Source organism: Pristimantibacillus sp. PTI5 (genome assembly GCF_048572955.1).
In the GTDB taxonomy this organism is placed as follows: domain Bacteria; phylum Bacillota; class Bacilli; order Paenibacillales; family Paenibacillaceae; genus Pristimantibacillus.
The window spans coordinates 2,945,735-2,965,015 of the sequence record NZ_CP183886.1; the positions used below are offsets into that span (position 1 = coordinate 2,945,735).

A 19,281-nucleotide genomic window follows, 5' to 3' on the forward strand; every position below is an offset into this window, starting at 1 on the left:
CTGATGTCCACAGGCGTAAAATGCTGACGCCGTCCTTCGAGGCAAAAGTTCAAAATAAGCTGCGCTACTTGTAATGCTCCTGCGCAAATTTCCCCAGCTTCTTCAGCAGCTTGCTCGCTAGCTGTTTTTCTTCCGGCGAAAGTCCGCCTACCGCTTGCTCGATCGTTGCTTGATGCGCCGGAAACACATCCTCTATGAACTGTTTGCCTTGATCAGTCAGTTCGGCATAAATGAGGCGTCTGTCTTCGGTTGATGCCCGGCGGCGCACCACCTGCTTCTTCTCCAGCTTATCCACGACGTATGTGATGTTTCCGCTGCTCATCAGCACCTTCTCGCCAATTTGCTGCAACGGCTGTGGTCCTCTATGGTACAAAAGCTCCAGCACGCCAAACTCCGTCCGGTTTAAGCCGTTCTTGCGTATATCGCGATCCGCATGCGCGTTCACCCATTGGGTCGCTCTGGACAGCGCAATGAAGAGATCTAATGAATCATTTTGTTTTTGTTTTTCGTTTGCCATGATTATCACTCCCTTCCGCGCTGCATTTATCTTTAATTTAATTATCTTGAATTAAAGATAATACATTTTGAAGCTGCTGTCAACACCTTTTATAAAAATGATTTTGTTCTTATCGTTTCGTAATCCTTCCGCTTGGATAAAAGCTCAGACGTTCCGGCGGCCGAACGACAATCACTCGTGTTTACGGCTTGCATAAAATTCAAACGGCAGCCTTAAACCAAACATGAGGTTCAGCTCTGCCGCGCATTTATTGAATAGTCTTTGATTGCCCGCTTAATGATCCGGATAGGCCTCATTCAGGAATTTAACGGATTGTTTAATCATCTCTTTCAGAACTTCAACGTCAATGTCGGCTATTTTATTGATATAGACACAGGCTTTGCCTGAAGTATGCTTCCCGAGCTGCTGCTGCAGCGTATCACGACCAGTATCTCCCGTCGCAAAATACAAGCTTATCTTTGCTTTTCTAGGCGAGAAACCAGCCAGCGGTGCTACTCCTTCGTGTCCGGATTCATATTTGTAATGGTATGAGCCGAAACCAATGATGCTGGGTCCCCACATTTTCGCGGGATAGCCTGTCGTTTCCGTAAAGATATCCAACAGCTTATAGGCGTCTTCGCGCTTCTTAAGATTCTCTACATTATCGATAAATTCAATTACGCTGTGGTCGGTTTCTTTTGTTTTCTGTTCATACATCGTTATAGAATCTCCCTTCTGCCTTCGGTTTATCGCTTCAAAGTGAAATTATTTTGTTGATTGGAAGCCTTATATCCATACTTCTTCAATTATTCCCCGCTTTCCTGCCCGTTAACTTCACGACGCTTCGCAAGAATAAGACTTTATTTACGTGAACGGCATTGCATTCGAATTCCAGGTTGCAAGAACGCCTCGTTTCCGCCAATATCAACCTATAAGGAGGCGAAACAATGCTGCATATTGTGAATGGGGATTCGGTTGGAAATAAGCTGAAGGACGCAGGCGCTCAGGGCGATGTTCTCGTATGGAGGGAAATGTATACGGAGGGGCCCGTCTTTCTCCGGCAGGAGCTGCCCGAAAACCGAATCGCGAGAGGCCAATACATGGAGGAAGCTTTCGGCATCCCTTTAGAGGAATGGCAGACATCCGCGGAAGCACAGGAAAAACGGCTTGCGGACTTCCATCTGCATGAGGAAATCGTGCTTTGGTTCGAGCATGATCTGTTTGACCAGACCATGCTAAGCTATTTGCTGCATTGGTTCTCTGGTCAAAGCTTAGGCAATACAAAGCTTTATTTGCTTAGCATCAATCAGTTCCCGGGCATTCTGTTATTTCACGGCTTAGGCCAGCTCTCCGCTGCCCAGCTGTCCACTCTCATGAATACCTGGGAAGAAGTCAGCGCCGAGCAGCTCTCGTTAGGCAAAAAAGCATGGGAGGCCTACACGGCCATGACACCCGCGGCAATCTCCGATTTGCTGCAGGAGGATACCTCTTCCCTTCCTTTCTTGGAAGACGCCTTCAAGCTGCATTTGTCCCGTTACCCTTCCGTGCGAAACGGCCTTGGCATCATCGAGCAAACGACGCTGGAGCTGCTTGCATCAGGAACAGACACCCCTTTGCTGCTTTTCCAACAAACGGGCGACAAGCATCATGTGCTTGGAATGGGCGATACTCAGTATTGGTTTTGCCTGCGGCAGCTCGCGAAAGGGTCCCATCCGCTCATTGCCCTCGAAGGCAGCATCAGCATTCCCGGCTTGTACGATTCGCCCCAAAGCTTCCTCCATTCCAAAATAAGCTTAACCGGGCTGGGTGCTGAAGTCGCTGGGAATCGCAAGGATTGGGCAAAGTTAAACGGTATCCATAAATGGTTTGGCGGCGTGCTGCTGGAAGGGCATGATCCTCCATGGCGCTGGGATAACAAGCATTCCGCAATCGTCCCCGTCTAACCCTAGCTCAAACAGCCTGCCAGGAAACCCCGGCAGGCTGTTTGCTGCTTACTCTTCTTACCTCCACCAAACGGTTGAAGGATAGGATGCCGCTTGAATCAGCACGGTCTCGCCAATTTTCGGAGTCGAAATTTTTGCGTTGCGCTCCTTGGCGGCTTTCACGGCCCGTTCTACCGGATCAGTCCAGCTATGCAGCGCCAGCGTGAAAGCGCCCCAATGGATTGGAATCATGACCGCTCCCCTTACGTCCAAATGAGCCTGAACGGTTTCTTCCGGCATCATATGAATGGCGGCCCAGCGCTCGTCATATTGGCCGCATTCCATTAAAGTAAGGTCGAACGGTCCGTACTTCTCGCCAATTTCTTTGAAATGGGGACCGTAACCGCTGTCTCCGCTAAAGAAGACCTTTGCCTCGCGTCCATGAATGACCCAAGAGCACCAGAGCGTCGCGTCACGGTCCGTCAGGCTCCTGCCGGAAAAATGCCGCGCCGGCGTACAAGCCAGCTTCAGTCCTTCATACTCAAACTCATCCCACCAGTCATGCTCCTCAATCATGGCCGGATTGACTCCCCACATCACCAAGTGCGGAGCCACGCCCAGCGGAACGATGAACCGCTTAACCTTATCTTTAAGCTTTACAATGGAACCGTAATCCAAATGGTCATAATGATCATGCGAAATCAGTACCGCATCGATCACCGGAAGCTGTTCGATTTCAAATGGCAGCTTGCTATTGAATCTTTTTCCGCCAATCAACGGAAACGGGGACGGCGCATTGCCGAACATCGGATCAAGCAGCAGATTTTTTCCGTCCAGCTGCAGCATGGCAGCGGAATGGCCGAACCAGGTAAGCTTAGGCTGCTGTCCGCTGCGCTTTAAATAGTCATCGCTCATACGCTCGATGGCAATCGGCTTACCTGGCTTTGCATGGGGATTTCCTCTAATGAATGCGATAAGCAGCTTCAGCTTTTCTCTTGTCGTGGTTTCCATCACGGTAGGAATCGCATTTATGAACTTTTTGCTTGCGTACTGCTTCGATCCGCTCAGCTGCTGCCGCCGCTCCTTGGACGGCCTGGCCCCGAACGCAGGGTAATATTGCAGCAGCAAATAGACAGCAAGAACAAAAGCAGCGAGAATACCAATCGTTATGAACATTTTATCCAACCTCTTCCGTCTTCGCTTTATACACACAGAAAAAACCGCTATTGAAGTATACGTTACTACTTCAACAACGGTTTTATCAAGTTTGCGTAAAAGCCAACCTATGCTCTTCTTGTTCCTCGCAAAATGGCGCTTAAGATCAGTACGACCACAATGGCTCCGATAATGGCTGGAATGAGAGCGAATCCGCCTACATCTGGTCCCCATGAGCCAAGAAGAAGGGTACCTAACCAAGCTCCGACAAGACCGGCGATGATGTTTCCGATAATTCCGCCAGGAACGTCACGACCTACTAATAAACCGCCTAACCAACCAATTACCCCGCCGACAATGATTGTCCATAAGAATCCCATATTCATCTTCCCCTTTCTGTGTTGCGACTGTGTTGTGATATAACTAAGAATAACCGCATCTGCTCGCTTTGAAACAAAACGAAGAGTTTTAAAATATGGAAGATAAATAAGGATTCATTTTTTGCAGTCATCGCGTGCACGCAAAGTGACTATTCCGCCGGTAGAGAAACATCGAACGAAGAGCCTTCATGCAGCCGGCTTGATACCGTAACACAGCCGCGGTGCAGCTCCACGATTTTTTTTACGATCGACAAGCCAAGCCCGCTCCCGTCGGCTGTTCTCGTACGCTGCTTATCTCCTTTATAGAAGCGCTCAAAAATCCGCAGCTGATCTTCCTTGGATATTCCGATGCCGCTGTCGGCAATGCTTACTTTGATTTCATTGGGCATCCGATGGAGAACGATTTTTATGCTCCCTTGTACGGGAGTGAACTTGATTGCGTTATGGATGAGGTTCACCCACACCTGGCTGAGCATCTCTTCATTGGCCACGATATCGGTTTCCTCCAGCTCGAGTTCGAGCTCCAGCTCCTTCTCCAGCCACTGCGGCTCGCAAGCCAGCACGATATGCTCAAGCTGCGTATCGAGGCGGTAGCGCTTCGAATCGAGCTGCTGCTGCTCGGCTTCAAGCGTGGTCAGCTTGAGCAGATTATCGCTTATTTTGGACAGGCGCGTCGTTTCCATTTCGATAATGGATAAGTAATGCCGCTGCTCCTCGGGACTGAGGTCCTCGCGCTGCAAGGTGCTCGCAAAACCCCGGATCGAGGTTAAGGGAGATTGAATTTCATGCGATACATTCGAGATAAATTCCTGGCGCAGCAGCTCAACCTGCTTCAGCTCATGGGCCATATCGTTAATGGACTCTATGAAAGCGCCGATTTGCCCGTGATACTTCTTGTCCCGGTCGAGCATCACATTGAAATCGCCTTTGGCCATCCGCTTTAACGCATCCATCATTTCGATCCAAACGGCCCGTTGCTTCGAATGCGTAAACAAGTTGATGATCGCGACCAGCAAAATTAAGATGAGGATCCCCAGTCCCCAGTTCACGAGCTGCAAAACATATTCAGGCAAATCCACCGCATGGGTCGCATAGAACCAATCCGTTAACCAATACGCAAGCGAGAAAGCGCCGCCGCTGAAGATGAATACCATGGCCGTAGATCCTGCGACGCGCAGCACTATCTCGATTTTAGTTAATCCACGCTTCATTTCAAAGCCTCCAGCCGATAGCCTAAGCCGCGAATCGTGCTGATTTTGATCGAGACATCCCATGCCACGAACCGCTCGCGCAGCCGGTTAATATGAACGTCGAGCGTTCGTTCGTTGCCGTCAAAATCATAGCCCCAGATCGCTTCGATCAGCTGGTTCCGTGTCAAGGTACGCCCCAGGCGGCTGATCAGCATGAACAGCAGCTCGAACTCCTTCGGGGGAAGAGTCGTGTATTCCGCGTTCACTCTCACCTCATACGTCTGGCGATCCAGCATCAGCTCCGCAACGGTCACCTGCTGCGATACCGCGATCCGGTAACGCTTAAGCAGAGCCTTAACCCGGACGGTCAGCTCCGCAGGGTCAAACGGCTTCACCAAATAATCGTCCGTACCCAGATTGAAGCCCTTTAGCTTATCGCCCATTTCGCCTTTGGCTGTCAGCATCAGCAAAGGGATGTCGTATTGCTTGCGCAGCTCCTTGCACAGCTCCCAGCCGTCCATGTTCGGCATCATGATATCCAAAATAACCATATCAGCCGGCAATTTCTCCATCTGGGCGAGCGCCGCTTGCCCGTCTGGCGCTTCTTGCACGAGCATTCCCTCCTTCTGCAAAATAACGCGGACAAGCTCCCGGATATGCGGGTCGTCGTCTACAACGAGCAAGTAGCCCATCTCTTCCCCTCCTCGCTTATGAAGCTGTTTTATCCATCCGGAGCTGCCCATTGGCAAATTCGCGATACATCGTATGGCTGGCATACAGCTGCTCATGCGTGCCGACGCCGGTTATGGCGCCCTTCTCTAGAAATACGATCGAGTCCGCGTCAACGACGGTCGACAAGCGATGGGCAATGACGACCGTTGTCCGTCCGATCATCAGATTTTTGAGCGCGTCCTGCACGACCTCTTCCGATTTGCTGTCTAAATTCGAGGTCGCTTCATCGAGCATCAGAATATGCGGATCCCGCAGCAGCGCCCTGGCAATCGCTATCCGCTGCCTTTGACCGCCGGAGAGCTTGATGCCGCGCTCTCCAACCTCGGTTTCATAGCCGCTCGGCAATGCCTCGATAAATCCGTCCGCATACGCCATTCGGGCAGCCTGCTCTATCTCCTCTTGCGTTACGCCGCGGGCCAAGCCATAGCATAAATTATCTCTTATCGTCCCCGCAATAATCGGGCTTTCCTGAGAAACGTAGCCGATCTGGCTGCGCCACGAGCGCAGCGAAGCATCCCGGATGTCCGTACTGCCCAGCCGGATAGCTCCGGAGTTCGGATCATAGAAGCGCTCCAGCAGGGAGAACAGCGTCGTCTTGCCGCTGCCGCTTGGCCCGACAAGCGCCGTCACCTTGCCCGCTTCGATCGTTAGGCTTACATCCCGAAGGATCGGCTCCTCCGGCTTATACGCGAAGGAAACATTCTCTACCTTCAGCGTCTGGTTCATTTCCGTAACAGCCTTGCCGCTGTCCTGGTCCTCCTCTTCCGATTCTATAATGCCAATAATGCTCTCCGTCGCGCCCATCGCCTTCTGAAATTGCGTAAAGAACTGCGAAATTTGCGTGATCGGCAGCATAATTTGGAACAGATACATGATGAACGCGACTAATTCTCCCGCCGTCATAGCGCCGGATGATACCTGCACGCCGCCGAAGCCGATCAGGCATACGAGCAGCAATAATATAATAAACGAGACGATCGGCGATATCAGCGCCTGCATGCGGGCTTCCTTTAAGCCAAAGCCGAACAAATTTTGAATGCCGATGCGCCCCTGCTCGTACTCGGCCGGCTCGGAGCCCGATGCCTTGACCAAACGAATCTCCGAGACGACACGGTTCACGACCGAGGTGAACCTGGCGTTTTCCGCTTGCGTCGACTTGGATATGCTGTACATTTTACGGCCGATCGGCACCATAATTAAAGCAGCCACCGGGAATACGGTAAGCATGATCAGCGTCATTTGCCAGTTCATGTAGAACAGGATCGACAGCGCGCCGATAATGGACAAAATGCCGGTGAAAAAGCCGGTAACATGCTCCGTAATAAGGCCCTTCAGCAGCGCCGTATCGTTCGTGAGACGGCTAATCGTATCGCCGGAAGACTTGTTGTCATAGTACGGAACCGGCAAGCGCAGCAGCTTGCTCCATAGGCGCTCACGGATCGACGAAACGATTTTGTTGCCGCTGTAATGCAGCAAATAAACCGAAACGCCGCCAGACACAACCTGCGCGATAAAAGCCGCAGCCATGCCGACGATTTGTATCGTGCTTAATGAACCCAGCGAGAAGCCGTTGACCATGTTTTTCGTAAATAAGGGAATCGTCAAACCTACAAGCGTCGTAATTACGCTAAGTATAACCGCCACGGACAGCATTAATTTCGGAGGGTTCGTCTCCATAATGAGTCCTATGAATCGCTTAACATTGCTTTTTTTATCGTTCATCGGTATCACTCCTGTTTCTCTATTCTCTCCACCACGTTTCTTACTTTACCTTTCTTGTTTAAACGCAATTTAAACGACGGCTTTAAATGAATCGAGTATCTTTTCCCCATTCCGCGAAGCTTCTCCTATATGGTAATTTGAGGTAATATATTAAGCAATCATTATCCGTTATAACATGCATTTCATGGGGGTTTCTTATGAACGAAGAGCGGGTTGTTATTGGAATCGACGGGGGCGGAACACAAACCCGCGTCATGGTTTGCGATTTGCGCGGCCATGTTCTTTCTTATACCGAGCGGGGCTCCGCTTCCTTTTACAAGGATGAGAACGCCGTTCAAAATGTACAAGGAGCCATAGCGGATGCGCTGCGCCAAGCCAATCAAGCGCATGATCATGTGCAGGCGCTTGTCGCCGGCGTTGCCGGATTCGATGCGCCGAATGATCTGGAATGGATTACTCCTCTAACGGAGCTGCCGGGATTAACCTGCCCGAAATGGCATGTCAACGATGCGGTTTCCGCCCACGCGGGCGCCCTGTTGGGCGAGCCCGGCATCGTGGTTATCGCCGGCACGGGGTCCATTATTGTAGGAATAACGGAGGACGGGCAATTCATACGCAATTATGATTTTCACCATTATGCCGCCAGCGCTGCCCGGTTCATCGCCTATGATGCCGTTTATGAAATATTAGCCGGCAATACGGACGATACCGATCAGGAGCTTGTGCAGGCGATGCTCGCGCATTGGCAGTTTTCGTCGATTGACGGTCTGGCAGCCGCCGCCAAAAAAGGATTTGCCGAGGATCGCCGTGAACGCGATAAGCAGTTCGGCGAATTTGCCCCGGCTATTACAGCTGCGGCGGCGCAAGGAAGCTCCACTGCTATCCGCGTGTGCAGCCGCGCCATTGATCAAATTAAAGTCGGCATAGAGCTGATTGCCGCATCCTTCGCAAGCAGCGAGGTAACCGTCACCTTTATTGGCAGCGTTGCGAACAGCCCTTATTTCTTAGAGCGGCTGAATGAGCGGCTTTTGCACGGAAACCGCAAGCAGTACCGCGTGGCGAAGCCACAGCTATCGCCTGTAATCGGTTCGGTCTTATTAGCGTTGAAAAATTTGAATATCCCAATCGCTAGCGATGTCATCGAAAATCTGCGAAATGGAATGAGCCAATAGTTTGGCCCTTTTGCTGGCGCTATTGACTTTAACGTTACGTACACCTTTATGCTGGGGAGGTAGCATTACGCTAACCCAATGGAGGAGGGCTATCATTGCCGGATCATAACGAAATTTATTTGAACGAAGCGGAGCGATATCATGAATTAATCGCGAAGCAGCCGAATTTGAGACCCGCTATCGAAGCCATCAGACCGGTCATAGGATTGGATGTCGTTGATCTTGGAGCCGGATCCGGCAGGCTGACAGCCGTGCTGGCCGAAGAGGCGGGATCGGTTATCGCGCTTGATGCGCAGGAAGCGATGCTGCAAGTTACGGCAGAGCGGCTGCGGCATGCGGGACATACGAATTGGAGAACGAGCGTTGCGGATCATCGCAGTCTTCCCTTGGAGAATCAAAGCGCGGATTTAATCGTGTCAGGCTGGAGCATTTGTTATTTAGGCAGCGACGAGCTGCCTGAGTGGGAGCAGAACATCCGTCAGGTTATGGGTGAAATCAAACGCGTACTCCGCCCAGGGGGAACGGTTATTCTTTTTGAGACGATGGGGACCGGCTTCGAAACCCCGAATCCCCCCGCCTTCTTGAAGCGCTACTACGCTGCGCTGGAGAAGGACTATGGCTTCTCGCATCGCTGGATGCGAACCGACTATATGTTCGACAGTCCCGAGCAGGCGGAGCAGCTGACCCGCTTCTTCTTTGGCGATGAGCTGGCTGACCGGGCAGCTGAGCAGGGGCTCGTTCATCTGCCGGAATGCGCGGGGATTTGGTGGCTTCAAACGTAGGCGGTTATCCGTCAGCCGGGCTTTTGGATACACCAGGTCGTCATGCACCGTTTGCCTGCTACGATAACCGTTTTGAGCGGTTCATACCATTGTCCGCCCAGCCGCCCGGTCAGCGCTTGTAACCGCTCCTCATTCACAAGAAAACGTCTGCTTCCGTCAGGAAGCAGATAACACCCATCGCCGATCGGCTGCATGCCGGACTCCATGCCGATAGAGGAAGCGAGTCGCGCGAACAGCCTGCCGCCGGGCGCCAGCACGCGCCAAAGCTCATTCACCATTTGCTCAAAATGGGCTTCATTGTCCGCGAAATGCAGAACCGCGCTGCTGATGGCAAAGTCGAAGCTCGCATCCGCAAAGCTCATCTGCTCGACAGGCTCAACCCTTGCCTGATCCGACTGCCAGTCAGGCGCATAGGCGGCTCCCAGCCTCTGTACCTCTTGAATAGCCGCTTCGGAGCGGTCGACCGCAAATACCTCATAGCCGCTGCGAAGCAAATAGACGAGATTTCGTCCGGTGCCGCACCCGGCATCGAGAATTCGCATCTCCTTCGTGATTCGCCCCTTCAGCAGCTGGTCAAACAAATAGATATCAATATCGCCAAAAAGCTCCTTCAGGTCCGTTTTCATAAGGTCGACCCGCTTTCCCATTTGTTAATGAACCTTGTAGATGTATATCTTGGTGCGATAGATGTCGCGGCAAATAATCACCTGCTCAGGCTCCCAATCCGGAAGCGCGAAGCACACGCTGATCACCTGCGCGCCAGGCTTCAATTGCTCCCGAAATAGGATACTCAAACGCCGCATCGCCCCCGGATAAAGGTAACACACAACCCTATCCACATCCCGGTAGGAATATGTGTATAAATCACCCCTAATAAACGATACAGAGGCCCGATTTTCGAGTTTGGCGGCCAAAAAAGATATCCACATGGGGATAACTGAATTTTCGATTCCGATGATACGCCAGCCCCTGCAGCTTCTTCCGATCTGCAGCGCCAGCGTTCCCCAGCCCGACCCCGCTTCTACCATGATCCCGCTGCCCGGCAGCCGTTTCATCACCGCAACAATCTCCCGCCGCACCGGCGCCGATGCAGGCATGGGAGAGATCCCGTTTCGCCAGCTTACATAAACGATGGATAACATTGCAGCCAGTGTCACTACCGCCGCCGCAAGCATAACCGCCTGATAAACAACGCTTTCCATAATTATCTCCCGATCTCTATTGGGGATGCTTGCAGCTGCATGCCAGTCCATTCCTCACTATCAGCTGTGCAGCATCCATGAAGCTATGACTTATTTCCCCTGCGAACCTTAAGCTGCTTGCCTTTGACCGTCGTATTTCGCATAACCTCAAGCACGAGCGGCCCCTTGCCGTTCAGGATCTCAACATCCGTCACATTATCCAAAATTGTAATGATCCCGATATCATCGGCGGACACGCCTTCGATTTTGGCAATCGTTCCGACGAAATCAACGGCTCTAAGCTTCTTCTTCTTGCCGCCGTTAAAGTTCAGCTTCATAATCTGCTTATTTAGCTGCTCGCGCTTGTCCTTTTTGAGAACCGGTCCGATATTGAGCTTTTGTTCAAAAGCCTCCCGGCGAAGGTCTACCGCTTCCTCAGACGGCGCTTTGGCCTTATGGATGCTGAATCCGATGTAGCCCTCTATTTCGGCTAAGCGCCTTGCATCCTTTGAAGCCGCGAAGGTGATGGCTTTCCCGGTCTTGCCTGCCCGGCCGGTTCTGCCCGTGCGATGGACATAGCTCTCCTTCTCCAGCGGGATATCAAAATTAATGACATGCGTAATATTCGTAATATCGATTCCTCTCGCAGCCACGTCCGTTGCGATCAGATAACGGAATTGCCCTCTGCGGAAGGCATTCATCACTTCAAAACGCTCATCCTGCTCCATTCCGCCGTGGATGCGGTCGCAAGGATAGTCCAGCTCCGCCATTTGACGGAAAACCTGATCTACATTCTCCTGGGTGCGGCAAAAAATAATGCAGCTGTCCGGATTTTCGACAATCATCACGTCCTGCAGCAGGGCAAATTTGTCCGCTTCCTTCACTTCGATAACGGAATGCTCGATCGTAGCTGTCGTTAGTCCCTCAGCTTTAATCTCGACGCGCTCAGGATCATTCATGTATTTATGCGACAGCTTCGCAATATCCTCCGGGAACGTAGCCGAGAACAGCATTGTCACCCGGTCTGTCGGCAGCTGCTCGATAATGGACTGTACCTGCTCGATAAAGCCCATGTTCAGCATTTCATCCGCCTCATCGATGACCAGGTATTTAATGCGCTCGATTGGGAGCGTGCCCCGTTCGATATGGTCATGGACGCGGCCGGGCGTTCCTACGACCATATGCGTTCTCTGCTTGAGCTCCGCCTTCTGGATATGAAAAGGGGCTTTGCCGTAAACCGCCATCGACTTAATTCGCTTGAAGCGCCCGATATTCGTAATGTCTTCATTAACCTGAAGGGCCAGCTCCCTAGTAGGCGTGAGCACAAGCACTTGGGGCTTGTTCTCGTTCCAATCGACCAACTCGCATAACGGAATGCCGTAGGCTGCCGTTTTGCCGCTGCCCGTTTGGGACTTAACGACCAAATCCTGCTTCTCCAGCGCTACCGGTATGACTTCGCGCTGCACTTCGGTAGGCGTCTCGTAGCCCAGGCTCGCAAGCGCTCGAACAATCTCATCGCTTAAGGAATAATCCGCAAACTTTATTTCACTCATCTATATACCTCTTCTACGTTTTATTAGTTTTTTCACTCGCACTCTTAAGGATAGCACAATAACTACCCTTTGGATTCCTTTATTGATTTAGTATGTTCAAACCCGCTTCGGATGCAGTCGGCGCTGCCACAAAAACTTTTTTTGCATGGTTGTGATCCAAATTCGCATTTCCCTCGTGAGCTGCTTACGCTCTAATGCAAATGACAGCCCAAAAAGCTCCTGACAGCCGTTGTCAGGAGCTTTTGATTTTTCTTATTCCGCAGCGCTGCGCAAATTCATTTCTGCTTCCTTCACCCGTTCCAGACTGCTTTTGTTGCTCACCAAAAGGGTATCGAGCGTCGCAGAGAGCTGTTCAAGCGTGGCGGATGCTTCCTGGCTAATGGAGGCCAGGTTAGTCGTGGAATCCGCGATAACGCCGGAGGAAGAGCTGATTTTGTGCATTAAGCTTCCATAACCGGTTGTTAGCGTATTAAGCTCCGACACCGCGCCGGCTATCGCTTCAAAGGACTGCCTTGTGTTCTCCGTAATCTCATGGCTCTCACGAACCCTGCCCGCCGCTTGGCTCAGCTTGCTGCGCGTAGCCTCCGATTGGCTGGCGAACTGGGTCAGCTGTTCGGTTATGGAGATGGCCGCTTGGGCAGTCATATCGGCAAGCTTGCGAATTTCCGCGGCCACGACGGCAAAGCCTTTGCCATGCTCGCCGGCGCGCGCGGCTTCTATGCTTGCATTAAGGGATAAAAGATTGGTTTGATTGGCTATATCCCGAATCGTTGCGCTGAACTGACTCGTTTCCGCTAAGCGGTCAATAAGCAAAGACGTTTCCTCATTTACGGACTCAATGTCGCGCGTAAAAGCAGCGTTTGTATCCGACAGCTTCAACATGCGGTTCTTGCCTTGTTCAGCTTGTTCGGCGGCATCGCTTGTTTTGTTTAGCAAATCGTCAATGGAATCGGACATTTGATTAACCAACACATTCATATCTTGGATCGAATCGCTGATTGCCAGTGTAGAATCCACTTGATCTGTCGCGCCGCGGGATATTTCCTGAAAGGCAATATTCATCTCCACGAAGGAGTAGTTATTGTCCTCGCCAGCCTCCGACACGCTCTGCAGATGCGCCGATACCGCGTTCACATGGTCCAACACGTTTTGCTTCTGGTTCTCCTGCAGCAGAGACAGCTGTTCCGCTTGCTCACGGGACGCCTCCATGCTTTTGATCATCCGCGAGGTCACGCCGATGAGACCAAAAAGAAGCCCCGAAATTAAAATATAGAGAATAATGTATGTAGGGATAGTCGCTTCGTCAAGCTTGAGCTGCTCGCCCTGTACGATCAATATGTATAAAAGCTCGGCAAAGCCTAATGTAAGCCCTAGGATAAGCGGCCACAGTCTCATAAATATAACGCAAACAATCAGCAAATAAAAAATGGAAAACGTATTCGATATACTCGGAGTCTGAAAAATGGAGGAGAATGAATTAATAGCCGAACCGATAATGGCCAAGTAAGAAATATAAGGAATGAACTTGCGGGAAAAATACAAAAACGCATACACAGCCGTTGTCGCGAACTGCAGGCCAATAATATTTAGGGTGCCGGAATCCACCGCCCCTTTGCCGATAAAGGCCAAGACGCTTAATAACGTGATAGCCAGGGTAAAAGATAGTGCAAGCAGCACGACAAAATTCCGTCTAACCATGTCGCGATCCCGCCCGGATAAATGCTCGTCTTTCTCTTTAACAGCGCTTTGAATGTTCTTAATGATGTTGATCATGATAGCCGCCCACCCCATATGTAATCTTGCCTTTTTACTAATAAAAACCATTTCGTAGTCTATTTGTACCATCATTATAAAATCGTTGTTGAAATTTGTCGATTTAAATATTTTTTGACAAGTAAACGCCTTCATTGGGTGGTTAACGGGTGCGTCCGAGCATGTCGGCCCAGCGCAGTACTACAAAAAGTGAGTACTAGTTCGCTTTTGATTGGGTCATTATAATACAAGACATACCAACCAGAAAGGCATGTGAGTCCAATGCTGCGATTAAATGTTACACGGGTCGGCTTCCTCATGGGCGTGTCCCTGCTCCTTGCTGCTATCATCTACTTTTTCGCTGCCAATTGGGGCGGTCTCGGCCGCGCCGATAAAATTCTTGCCTCCGCAGGCATCATGGTCCTGTTCTACGGCGCTGCGTTCGTTTTTTCCAAAATGAAGATCATGCTCGGACACCATTCTTTTTTGTCCGCTATTTTTCTAGTCGGAGGCTGTATCTCGTTCGGCGCAGCCGTTGCCCTGCTGAATCAAATCTATAATTCCCATGCCGACAGCTACGAGCTCTTTCTCGTATGGTCGATTCCCGCTCTGCTGCTGGCTTTTATTACCCGCTTTAATCCATTTTACGTATTGGCTTATGCGCTGGTCCATTTGACGCTGTGGCAGTACTTTTTCCCAAGCTCGCTTTATATCGTTCGCAGCGACAACGAAATTTGGCTGATCGGCTGTATGTTTGCCCTTATTAATCTCATATTGTTCGTTCTAATTGAAACCAAATGTTTCTCTTCCGCGCCTCTGAAATATGCCAGCTTTGTTGTCTTCCATATTTCGGTGCTCGTCCTAACGAACTCCACGCAGTACGAGGTATCCGGTCCATGGATGAATATTGTATGCATAGCTGCAATCGCATTAGGCTTCTACTACTTTATCAAGATTCGTCTGGATAAGGTTATGCTTACGCTTAACGCGCTAGCCGCATCGGCATATGCCGTATTTAAATTTTTAGAGCTGCTTTCGGAGCATGCCTCGACTTCCTTTTTTGTTTTCGGCCTTCTCTTTGTCGCTGTGCTGCTGACCGGAAACTTCTTTTTCTTCCGTTTTCTAAACAAGCTGGGGGCGCGTGACGCAATCACGGAAAAGAGCGAAGAGAACACGCAAGCCGAGACCCACCACGGTGCCCTCGTCGGAAAAATCGTCTCCGCAACCGTTACCGTTATCGGCGTCTTAATCGGCAGCATTTCTCTAGTCGGCTTAGTGCTGCTCGCTTCGGATGAGGTTGAACCGCAGCATGCGCTGTTTGTAATTTCGCTGCTCTTCGTGCTCCCCATGCTCTTACTGCCCCGCCTAAACGCCGTTATCCGTTACACGGTGCTTACGATCGGATATGCCGCAGGGATGATTGCGATCGCTTGGATCGACTTGGCAGGCTTAACCTTGCTGTTCTTAGCCGTCACGACGGCAGGCTGGTTCAAGCTGCATGGGCGGGCACAGCATTTTTTCATCTACTCTTTAATCAATCTAAATGTGGCCATATTGCTTTTCCAGCTGTTTGAATACATCCAGCACGCCTATTCTTTTATCGTGCTGATCCTGGCGGCCCTGAATGCCGTCATCTATGCCAGCCACCATTTGCTCGCAAAGGGCGTCCAAAGGCAGCTTCTCCGGGAATGCGGGTTGCCGTTCATGCTGCTTCTGCTGTTTTGGCTTACGTTTATGGATGATATCTTCCCCTATTCGTACGAGCTGTTTAATCTTATTAATTTTATCGTCGTAACCGCGTTAGCTTTCCTGTTTGTCCACCGCGGCAAAGTCTTCGAAGCGGCAGTTAGCTTGGTGTTTTGGTTCATGTACCTGGCGTACAAATATTACGATTTGTTCTGGACGCTGTTCCACAAGTCGATCACCCTTTCCCTGTTAGGCGTCGTTGCCATTGCGGTTACGTATATCTACGCATACCGGACACGCGCAAGCGTGCCTGAGGGCACCGACTCGTACAGTCGGCTGCTGCGCAAAAGCCCGATTTTAATCGCCGTAGTTATTGCGCTGCAGCTAGGTTACGTCGGGTACCATGCCGCAACGAGCGAAGCTTTGCTCTCGAGCGGCGCCTCGGTCAAGCTGGCGATTGAGCCGCTCGACCCGAGATCTCTGCTGCAGGGTGATTACGTACGGCTCAACTATGGCATTTCTACGACGCCGGCAGGCAGCGCTAAGGAGATGGAAGCGCTCGGAGGCGCTCGGCGAATCAAGGTTGTGCTCCTTCGGGGCGATAATGGCGTGTACGAATTTGAGCGTTTATACAAAACCGGAGATTTGATAAGGGGCAATGAGATCGTCATAAACGGCATCTCTAACGGCTGGGACAGCATCTATTACGGCATTGAAACGTATTTCGTCCCAGAAGGCACCGGCACCGAGACCGAACGGAATGCTCATTTTGCCTACGTCAAGGTTGGCACCAATGGGGATGCGCTCCTTGAGCGTTTGAGCAAGGATTAAGGACCTTTGCATTTGCAAAAAAATAGCAGGACGTATCCGGCCTCCATGCCGCATATGTCCTGCTATTTTTATGAATACGTCAGCTTGCTCAGATCCGGAAACTCCTCTAAATAACCGTTCCGCTCCAGCTCCATCAAGGCTTTGCGGATGCTTTGTTCGTCTTCCCCCGATTGGTCCGAGAGCGCCAGCAGCTCCGCCAGCGTAATCTCCTTATGCTCCTTGCAATAAGTCAGCAAGCCTTTGGCTGCCCAAGACAAACGGTCATCTTGGAACTCCCCGATCATTTTACGGAATACTTTATGTGGAATTAGCTGTTCGTTTACTAATGCCTGCATGGCTTTTATCGCGAGCTTTGTCGTCATGCGGCCCTTCTTAGCAACCTCATCCAAGGTGAGCGATGCGGAATCGGCAGTGCTTGAGCTAAGTACGATATAAATCATTTGCGAATAGATATCCAAGTTTGGATTATAAAAGATTTCAGTAGAAACGGTGAAATTGCGTACGTTGCCAGGTGAAATATCAGTAGTCATGTTTCTTCTCTCCCTTCCGATTGGTCTATACCATAATAAAGGTTCGGAAACGCGGTTTCAATTTAGGCTTTATTAGAAAATGTTAATCGTAACCGGACTTGCTATCCTGAACCAGGTTACATTTTCAGAAAAAATGGCGTCTTCCTTATAAATAATATGCTGCAAAATCGATTTGCATAGAAAGGATGATATCCGATTGATAGCGATTCAAAACCTATCCCATCAGTTTCAAATCGGTAGAAAAGGAAATGAGAGAACCGTCCCAGTATTATGCAACGTTCATTTAGAGGTAGCTAAGGGAGAAATCGTATCCGTCCTCGGGCGGAGCGGATCAGGTAAATCAACATTGCTAAATTTAGCAGCCGGTTATATGAAGCCCGCCAGCGGTTCCATTACCATTAACGGCACAAATGTCACGGAGTACAATGAGACACAGTGGTCAAAGTTTCGCCTGGACCATATGGGCTTTATTTTTCAAAGCTTCCAGCTGATGCCCAGCATGACCTCGTTCCAGAACATTGAGCTGCCTCTTACCTTAAAGGGGTTAGACAAGAAGGCACGCGATCAACGGGTTATGGAGACGCTTGAGCTCGTAGGGATGAGCGACTATGGATCTTTTTATCCGAGCGAGCTGTCAGGCGGACAGCAGCAGCGGGTCGGAATTGCGAGAGCGATGGTGCTGCGTCCTTCGATTATTTTGGCGGATGAGCCTACGGGAAGCTTAGACAGCGAGACAGAACAAACGGTGCTGGACTTTATCCGGCATTTGAATCAACAGTGGGGCACCACGTTTCTTATGATTACGCATGATGCCGAGGTCGCTTCCATCGCACACCGATCGGTTACGATCCACAACGGAGAATTGGTCAGTTAGAAAGGAGAGCTGCATATGAAATGGAAAGATAAATATGATTTTATGCGTCAAAATATGAAGAAAAACAAATCGAGGCTGTTTATGACCGTTTTGGCCACGGCGATGGGCTGCTGCTTTCTAGTCGTGCTTTCTTCCATTGGATTCGGCTTTCAAAAGAGCATCACGGAGCAGATCACATCCAACGGTAAAATTACGGAAGTATCGATTTATGGAAAAACCGTCGCAAGCGGCGATGAGAACAGCGTGGATTCGCTCTATTCTCAGGATGATATTGAATTTTTTCAAAGCATTCCCCATGTTGAGTCCGTTGTACGCCAGAACATGGTTAGCCTGAATACGCAATACGCTCTTGACGATTACGCTGCCGCTGTTGAACATTCACCTGTATTTACGGTCATGGAGGCGGAGCAGCACGGCAAGCTGGAGCTTGCCGAAGGAAGATTCCCGACAAACGAGCATGAAATACTCGTAGGCTATCACTTTGCAGAATCGCTGCGTCTACCGTCTAAACCAGCTCAACCCTACTCGGACCGTTTGTTAAATAAGTCGATAAAGATTACGTTGAAGCAGCCAGCCGATGCAGCCATTAAAGAAACCCAATCAATCGCGCTAGATGCTGTGGTCGTTGGCATATTGAAGCAACCCGCTAAGGAATGGCTGCAGGATTACAGCGTAGTCATGGATCAAAGCGCGATCGCATCGGTAATCACCTTGCTGCCTGCAGAGGAGCAGCGGCTTCTGGATCATTATCAAAATGTGCTTGTATACGCGGAAGACATGCAGCATGTCACTCGTATCGCCAAAACGATTAAGGATAATGGCTACAATGCCTACTCCGTGGCGAGCGAGCTGAAGAAGGTCGATTCGATATTCTTGTTCGTAAAGCTGGGCCTTCTATTCGTAGGCGCAATCGCGGTGCTGATCGCAGCAATCGGCATTTATAATACGATGACGATGGCGGTTACCGAGCGAACGCAGGACATCGGCATCATGAAAGCGATCGGAGCGGCGCCTTCCTCGATTCGGAGCATCTTCCTCTTGGAAAGCAGTTTTATCGGAGTATCGGGCACACTCATCGGAACGGCAGTCGCTTTTCTCGTCAGCTTTGCGGCAAACCAATTGATTCCAATCCTTTTAAGCAGTCAAAATGAGGACAGCGAGCCTGCAGGCTTTGTTTTCAGCTATATTCCTATGACATTAATCTGGGTTTCTGCAGCAATCAGTATCGGTATTGCTATTTTGTCCGGCATGCAGCCAGCCCGCCGCGCAACTGAAATTGATGTCCTAAAGGCGCTGCGCAGAGATATTTAATAAAAAAGCTGT

General features: G+C 50.5%; 18 protein-coding genes. 6 read left to right on the forward strand and 12 right to left on the reverse strand.

Annotated elements, in window-relative coordinates; genetic code table 11:
• Window positions 1–64: 64 nt before the first annotated feature.
• Both ACN6MW_RS13180 and ACN6MW_RS13185 read right to left on the reverse strand, forming a co-directional pair.
• The gene (locus tag ACN6MW_RS13180) at window positions 65–517 is read right to left on the reverse strand and encodes a MarR family winged helix-turn-helix transcriptional regulator (RefSeq protein WP_419875804.1); all 453 of its coding nucleotides are present in this window, start codon (window positions 515–517) and stop codon (window positions 65–67) included.
• Window positions 518–790: 273 nt separating this feature from the next.
• Complete coding sequence (locus ACN6MW_RS13185; protein ID WP_419875805.1) at window positions 791–1,213, reverse strand: DUF1801 domain-containing protein; 423 nt, start codon at window positions 1,211–1,213, stop codon at window positions 791–793.
• A gap of 230 nt (window positions 1,214–1,443) precedes the next feature.
• On the opposite strand from ACN6MW_RS13185, the gene ACN6MW_RS13190 reads away from it, so the two are divergent.
• Entirely contained in the window at window positions 1,444–2,439 is a 996-nt protein-coding gene (locus ACN6MW_RS13190; protein WP_419875806.1) for a DUF1835 domain-containing protein, read from the forward strand.
• Between the two features lie 57 nt (window positions 2,440–2,496).
• Here the strand turns inward: ACN6MW_RS13190 and ACN6MW_RS13195 are convergent, their stop codons facing one another.
• From ACN6MW_RS13195 to ACN6MW_RS13215, 5 genes are all read right to left on the reverse strand, one after another.
• The gene (locus ACN6MW_RS13195; RefSeq protein WP_419875807.1) at window positions 2,497–3,594 is read right to left on the reverse strand and encodes an MBL fold metallo-hydrolase; all 1,098 of its coding nucleotides are present in this window, start codon (window positions 3,592–3,594) and stop codon (window positions 2,497–2,499) included.
• Between the two features lie 107 nt (window positions 3,595–3,701).
• Window positions 3,702–3,953, reverse strand: coding sequence for a GlsB/YeaQ/YmgE family stress response membrane protein (locus tag ACN6MW_RS13200; protein ID WP_364152357.1), 252 nt, complete (start codon window positions 3,951–3,953; stop codon window positions 3,702–3,704).
• A gap of 149 nt (window positions 3,954–4,102) precedes the next feature.
• Complete coding sequence (locus ACN6MW_RS13205; RefSeq protein ID WP_419875808.1) at window positions 4,103–5,164, reverse strand: HAMP domain-containing sensor histidine kinase; 1,062 nt, start codon at window positions 5,162–5,164, stop codon at window positions 4,103–4,105.
• Window positions 5,161–5,835, reverse strand: a complete 675-nt coding sequence (locus tag ACN6MW_RS13210; protein ID WP_364152363.1) for a response regulator transcription factor — start codon at window positions 5,833–5,835, stop codon at window positions 5,161–5,163. Before ACN6MW_RS13210 ends, ACN6MW_RS13205 begins: the two co-directional genes overlap by 4 nt.
• A 16-nt stretch (window positions 5,836–5,851) precedes the next feature.
• Entirely contained in the window at window positions 5,852–7,597 is a 1,746-nt protein-coding gene (locus tag ACN6MW_RS13215) for an ABC transporter ATP-binding protein (protein ID WP_419875809.1), read from the reverse strand.
• 197 nt (window positions 7,598–7,794) lie between these two features.
• Between ACN6MW_RS13215 and ACN6MW_RS13220 the strand changes: the two genes are divergently transcribed.
• Window positions 7,795–8,769, forward strand: a complete 975-nt coding sequence (locus tag ACN6MW_RS13220; RefSeq protein ID WP_419875810.1) for an N-acetylglucosamine kinase — start codon at window positions 7,795–7,797, stop codon at window positions 8,767–8,769.
• A 95-nt stretch (window positions 8,770–8,864) separates the two neighbouring features.
• Window positions 8,865–9,551: a class I SAM-dependent methyltransferase gene (locus ACN6MW_RS13225; protein ID WP_419875811.1), complete on the forward strand. Its 687-nt coding sequence runs from the start codon at window positions 8,865–8,867 to the stop codon at window positions 9,549–9,551.
• 11 nt (window positions 9,552–9,562) lie between these two features.
• Here the strand turns inward: ACN6MW_RS13225 and ACN6MW_RS13230 are convergent, their stop codons facing one another.
• From ACN6MW_RS13230 to ACN6MW_RS13245, 4 genes are all read right to left on the reverse strand, one after another.
• Window positions 9,563–10,177 (reverse strand): class I SAM-dependent methyltransferase, encoded by a 615-nt coding sequence (locus tag ACN6MW_RS13230; RefSeq protein ID WP_419875812.1) that lies wholly within the window; start codon window positions 10,175–10,177, stop codon window positions 9,563–9,565.
• A 24-nt stretch (window positions 10,178–10,201) separates the two neighbouring features.
• The gene (locus ACN6MW_RS13235) at window positions 10,202–10,753 is read right to left on the reverse strand and encodes a class I SAM-dependent methyltransferase (RefSeq protein WP_419875813.1); all 552 of its coding nucleotides are present in this window, start codon (window positions 10,751–10,753) and stop codon (window positions 10,202–10,204) included.
• Between the two features lie 83 nt (window positions 10,754–10,836).
• The gene (locus ACN6MW_RS13240; RefSeq protein ID WP_419875814.1) at window positions 10,837–12,285 is read right to left on the reverse strand and encodes a DEAD/DEAH box helicase; all 1,449 of its coding nucleotides are present in this window, start codon (window positions 12,283–12,285) and stop codon (window positions 10,837–10,839) included.
• Window positions 12,286–12,537: 252 nt separating this feature from the next.
• On the reverse strand, window positions 12,538–14,058 hold the full coding sequence (locus ACN6MW_RS13245; RefSeq protein WP_419875815.1) for a methyl-accepting chemotaxis protein: 1,521 nt from the start codon (window positions 14,056–14,058) through the stop codon (window positions 12,538–12,540).
• Window positions 14,059–14,319: 261 nt separating this feature from the next.
• Between ACN6MW_RS13245 and ACN6MW_RS13250 the strand changes: the two genes are divergently transcribed.
• A complete protein-coding gene (locus tag ACN6MW_RS13250; protein WP_419875816.1) occupies window positions 14,320–16,554 on the forward strand; it encodes a GDYXXLXY domain-containing protein in 2,235 nt (744 codons plus the stop codon).
• Window positions 16,555–16,622: 68 nt separating this feature from the next.
• Here the strand turns inward: ACN6MW_RS13250 and ACN6MW_RS13255 are convergent, their stop codons facing one another.
• Entirely contained in the window at window positions 16,623–17,084 is a 462-nt protein-coding gene (locus ACN6MW_RS13255) for a hypothetical protein (protein WP_419875817.1), read from the reverse strand.
• A 196-nt stretch (window positions 17,085–17,280) separates the two neighbouring features.
• Between ACN6MW_RS13255 and ACN6MW_RS13260 the strand changes: the two genes are divergently transcribed.
• Together ACN6MW_RS13260 and ACN6MW_RS13265 are read left to right on the forward strand one after the other, a co-directional pair.
• Window positions 17,281–17,958, forward strand: coding sequence for an ABC transporter ATP-binding protein (locus tag ACN6MW_RS13260; RefSeq protein WP_419875818.1), 678 nt, complete (start codon window positions 17,281–17,283; stop codon window positions 17,956–17,958).
• Between the two features lie 15 nt (window positions 17,959–17,973).
• Window positions 17,974–19,269, forward strand: coding sequence for an ABC transporter permease (locus ACN6MW_RS13265; protein ID WP_419875819.1), 1,296 nt, complete (start codon window positions 17,974–17,976; stop codon window positions 19,267–19,269).
• Window positions 19,270–19,281 lie beyond the last annotated feature (12 nt).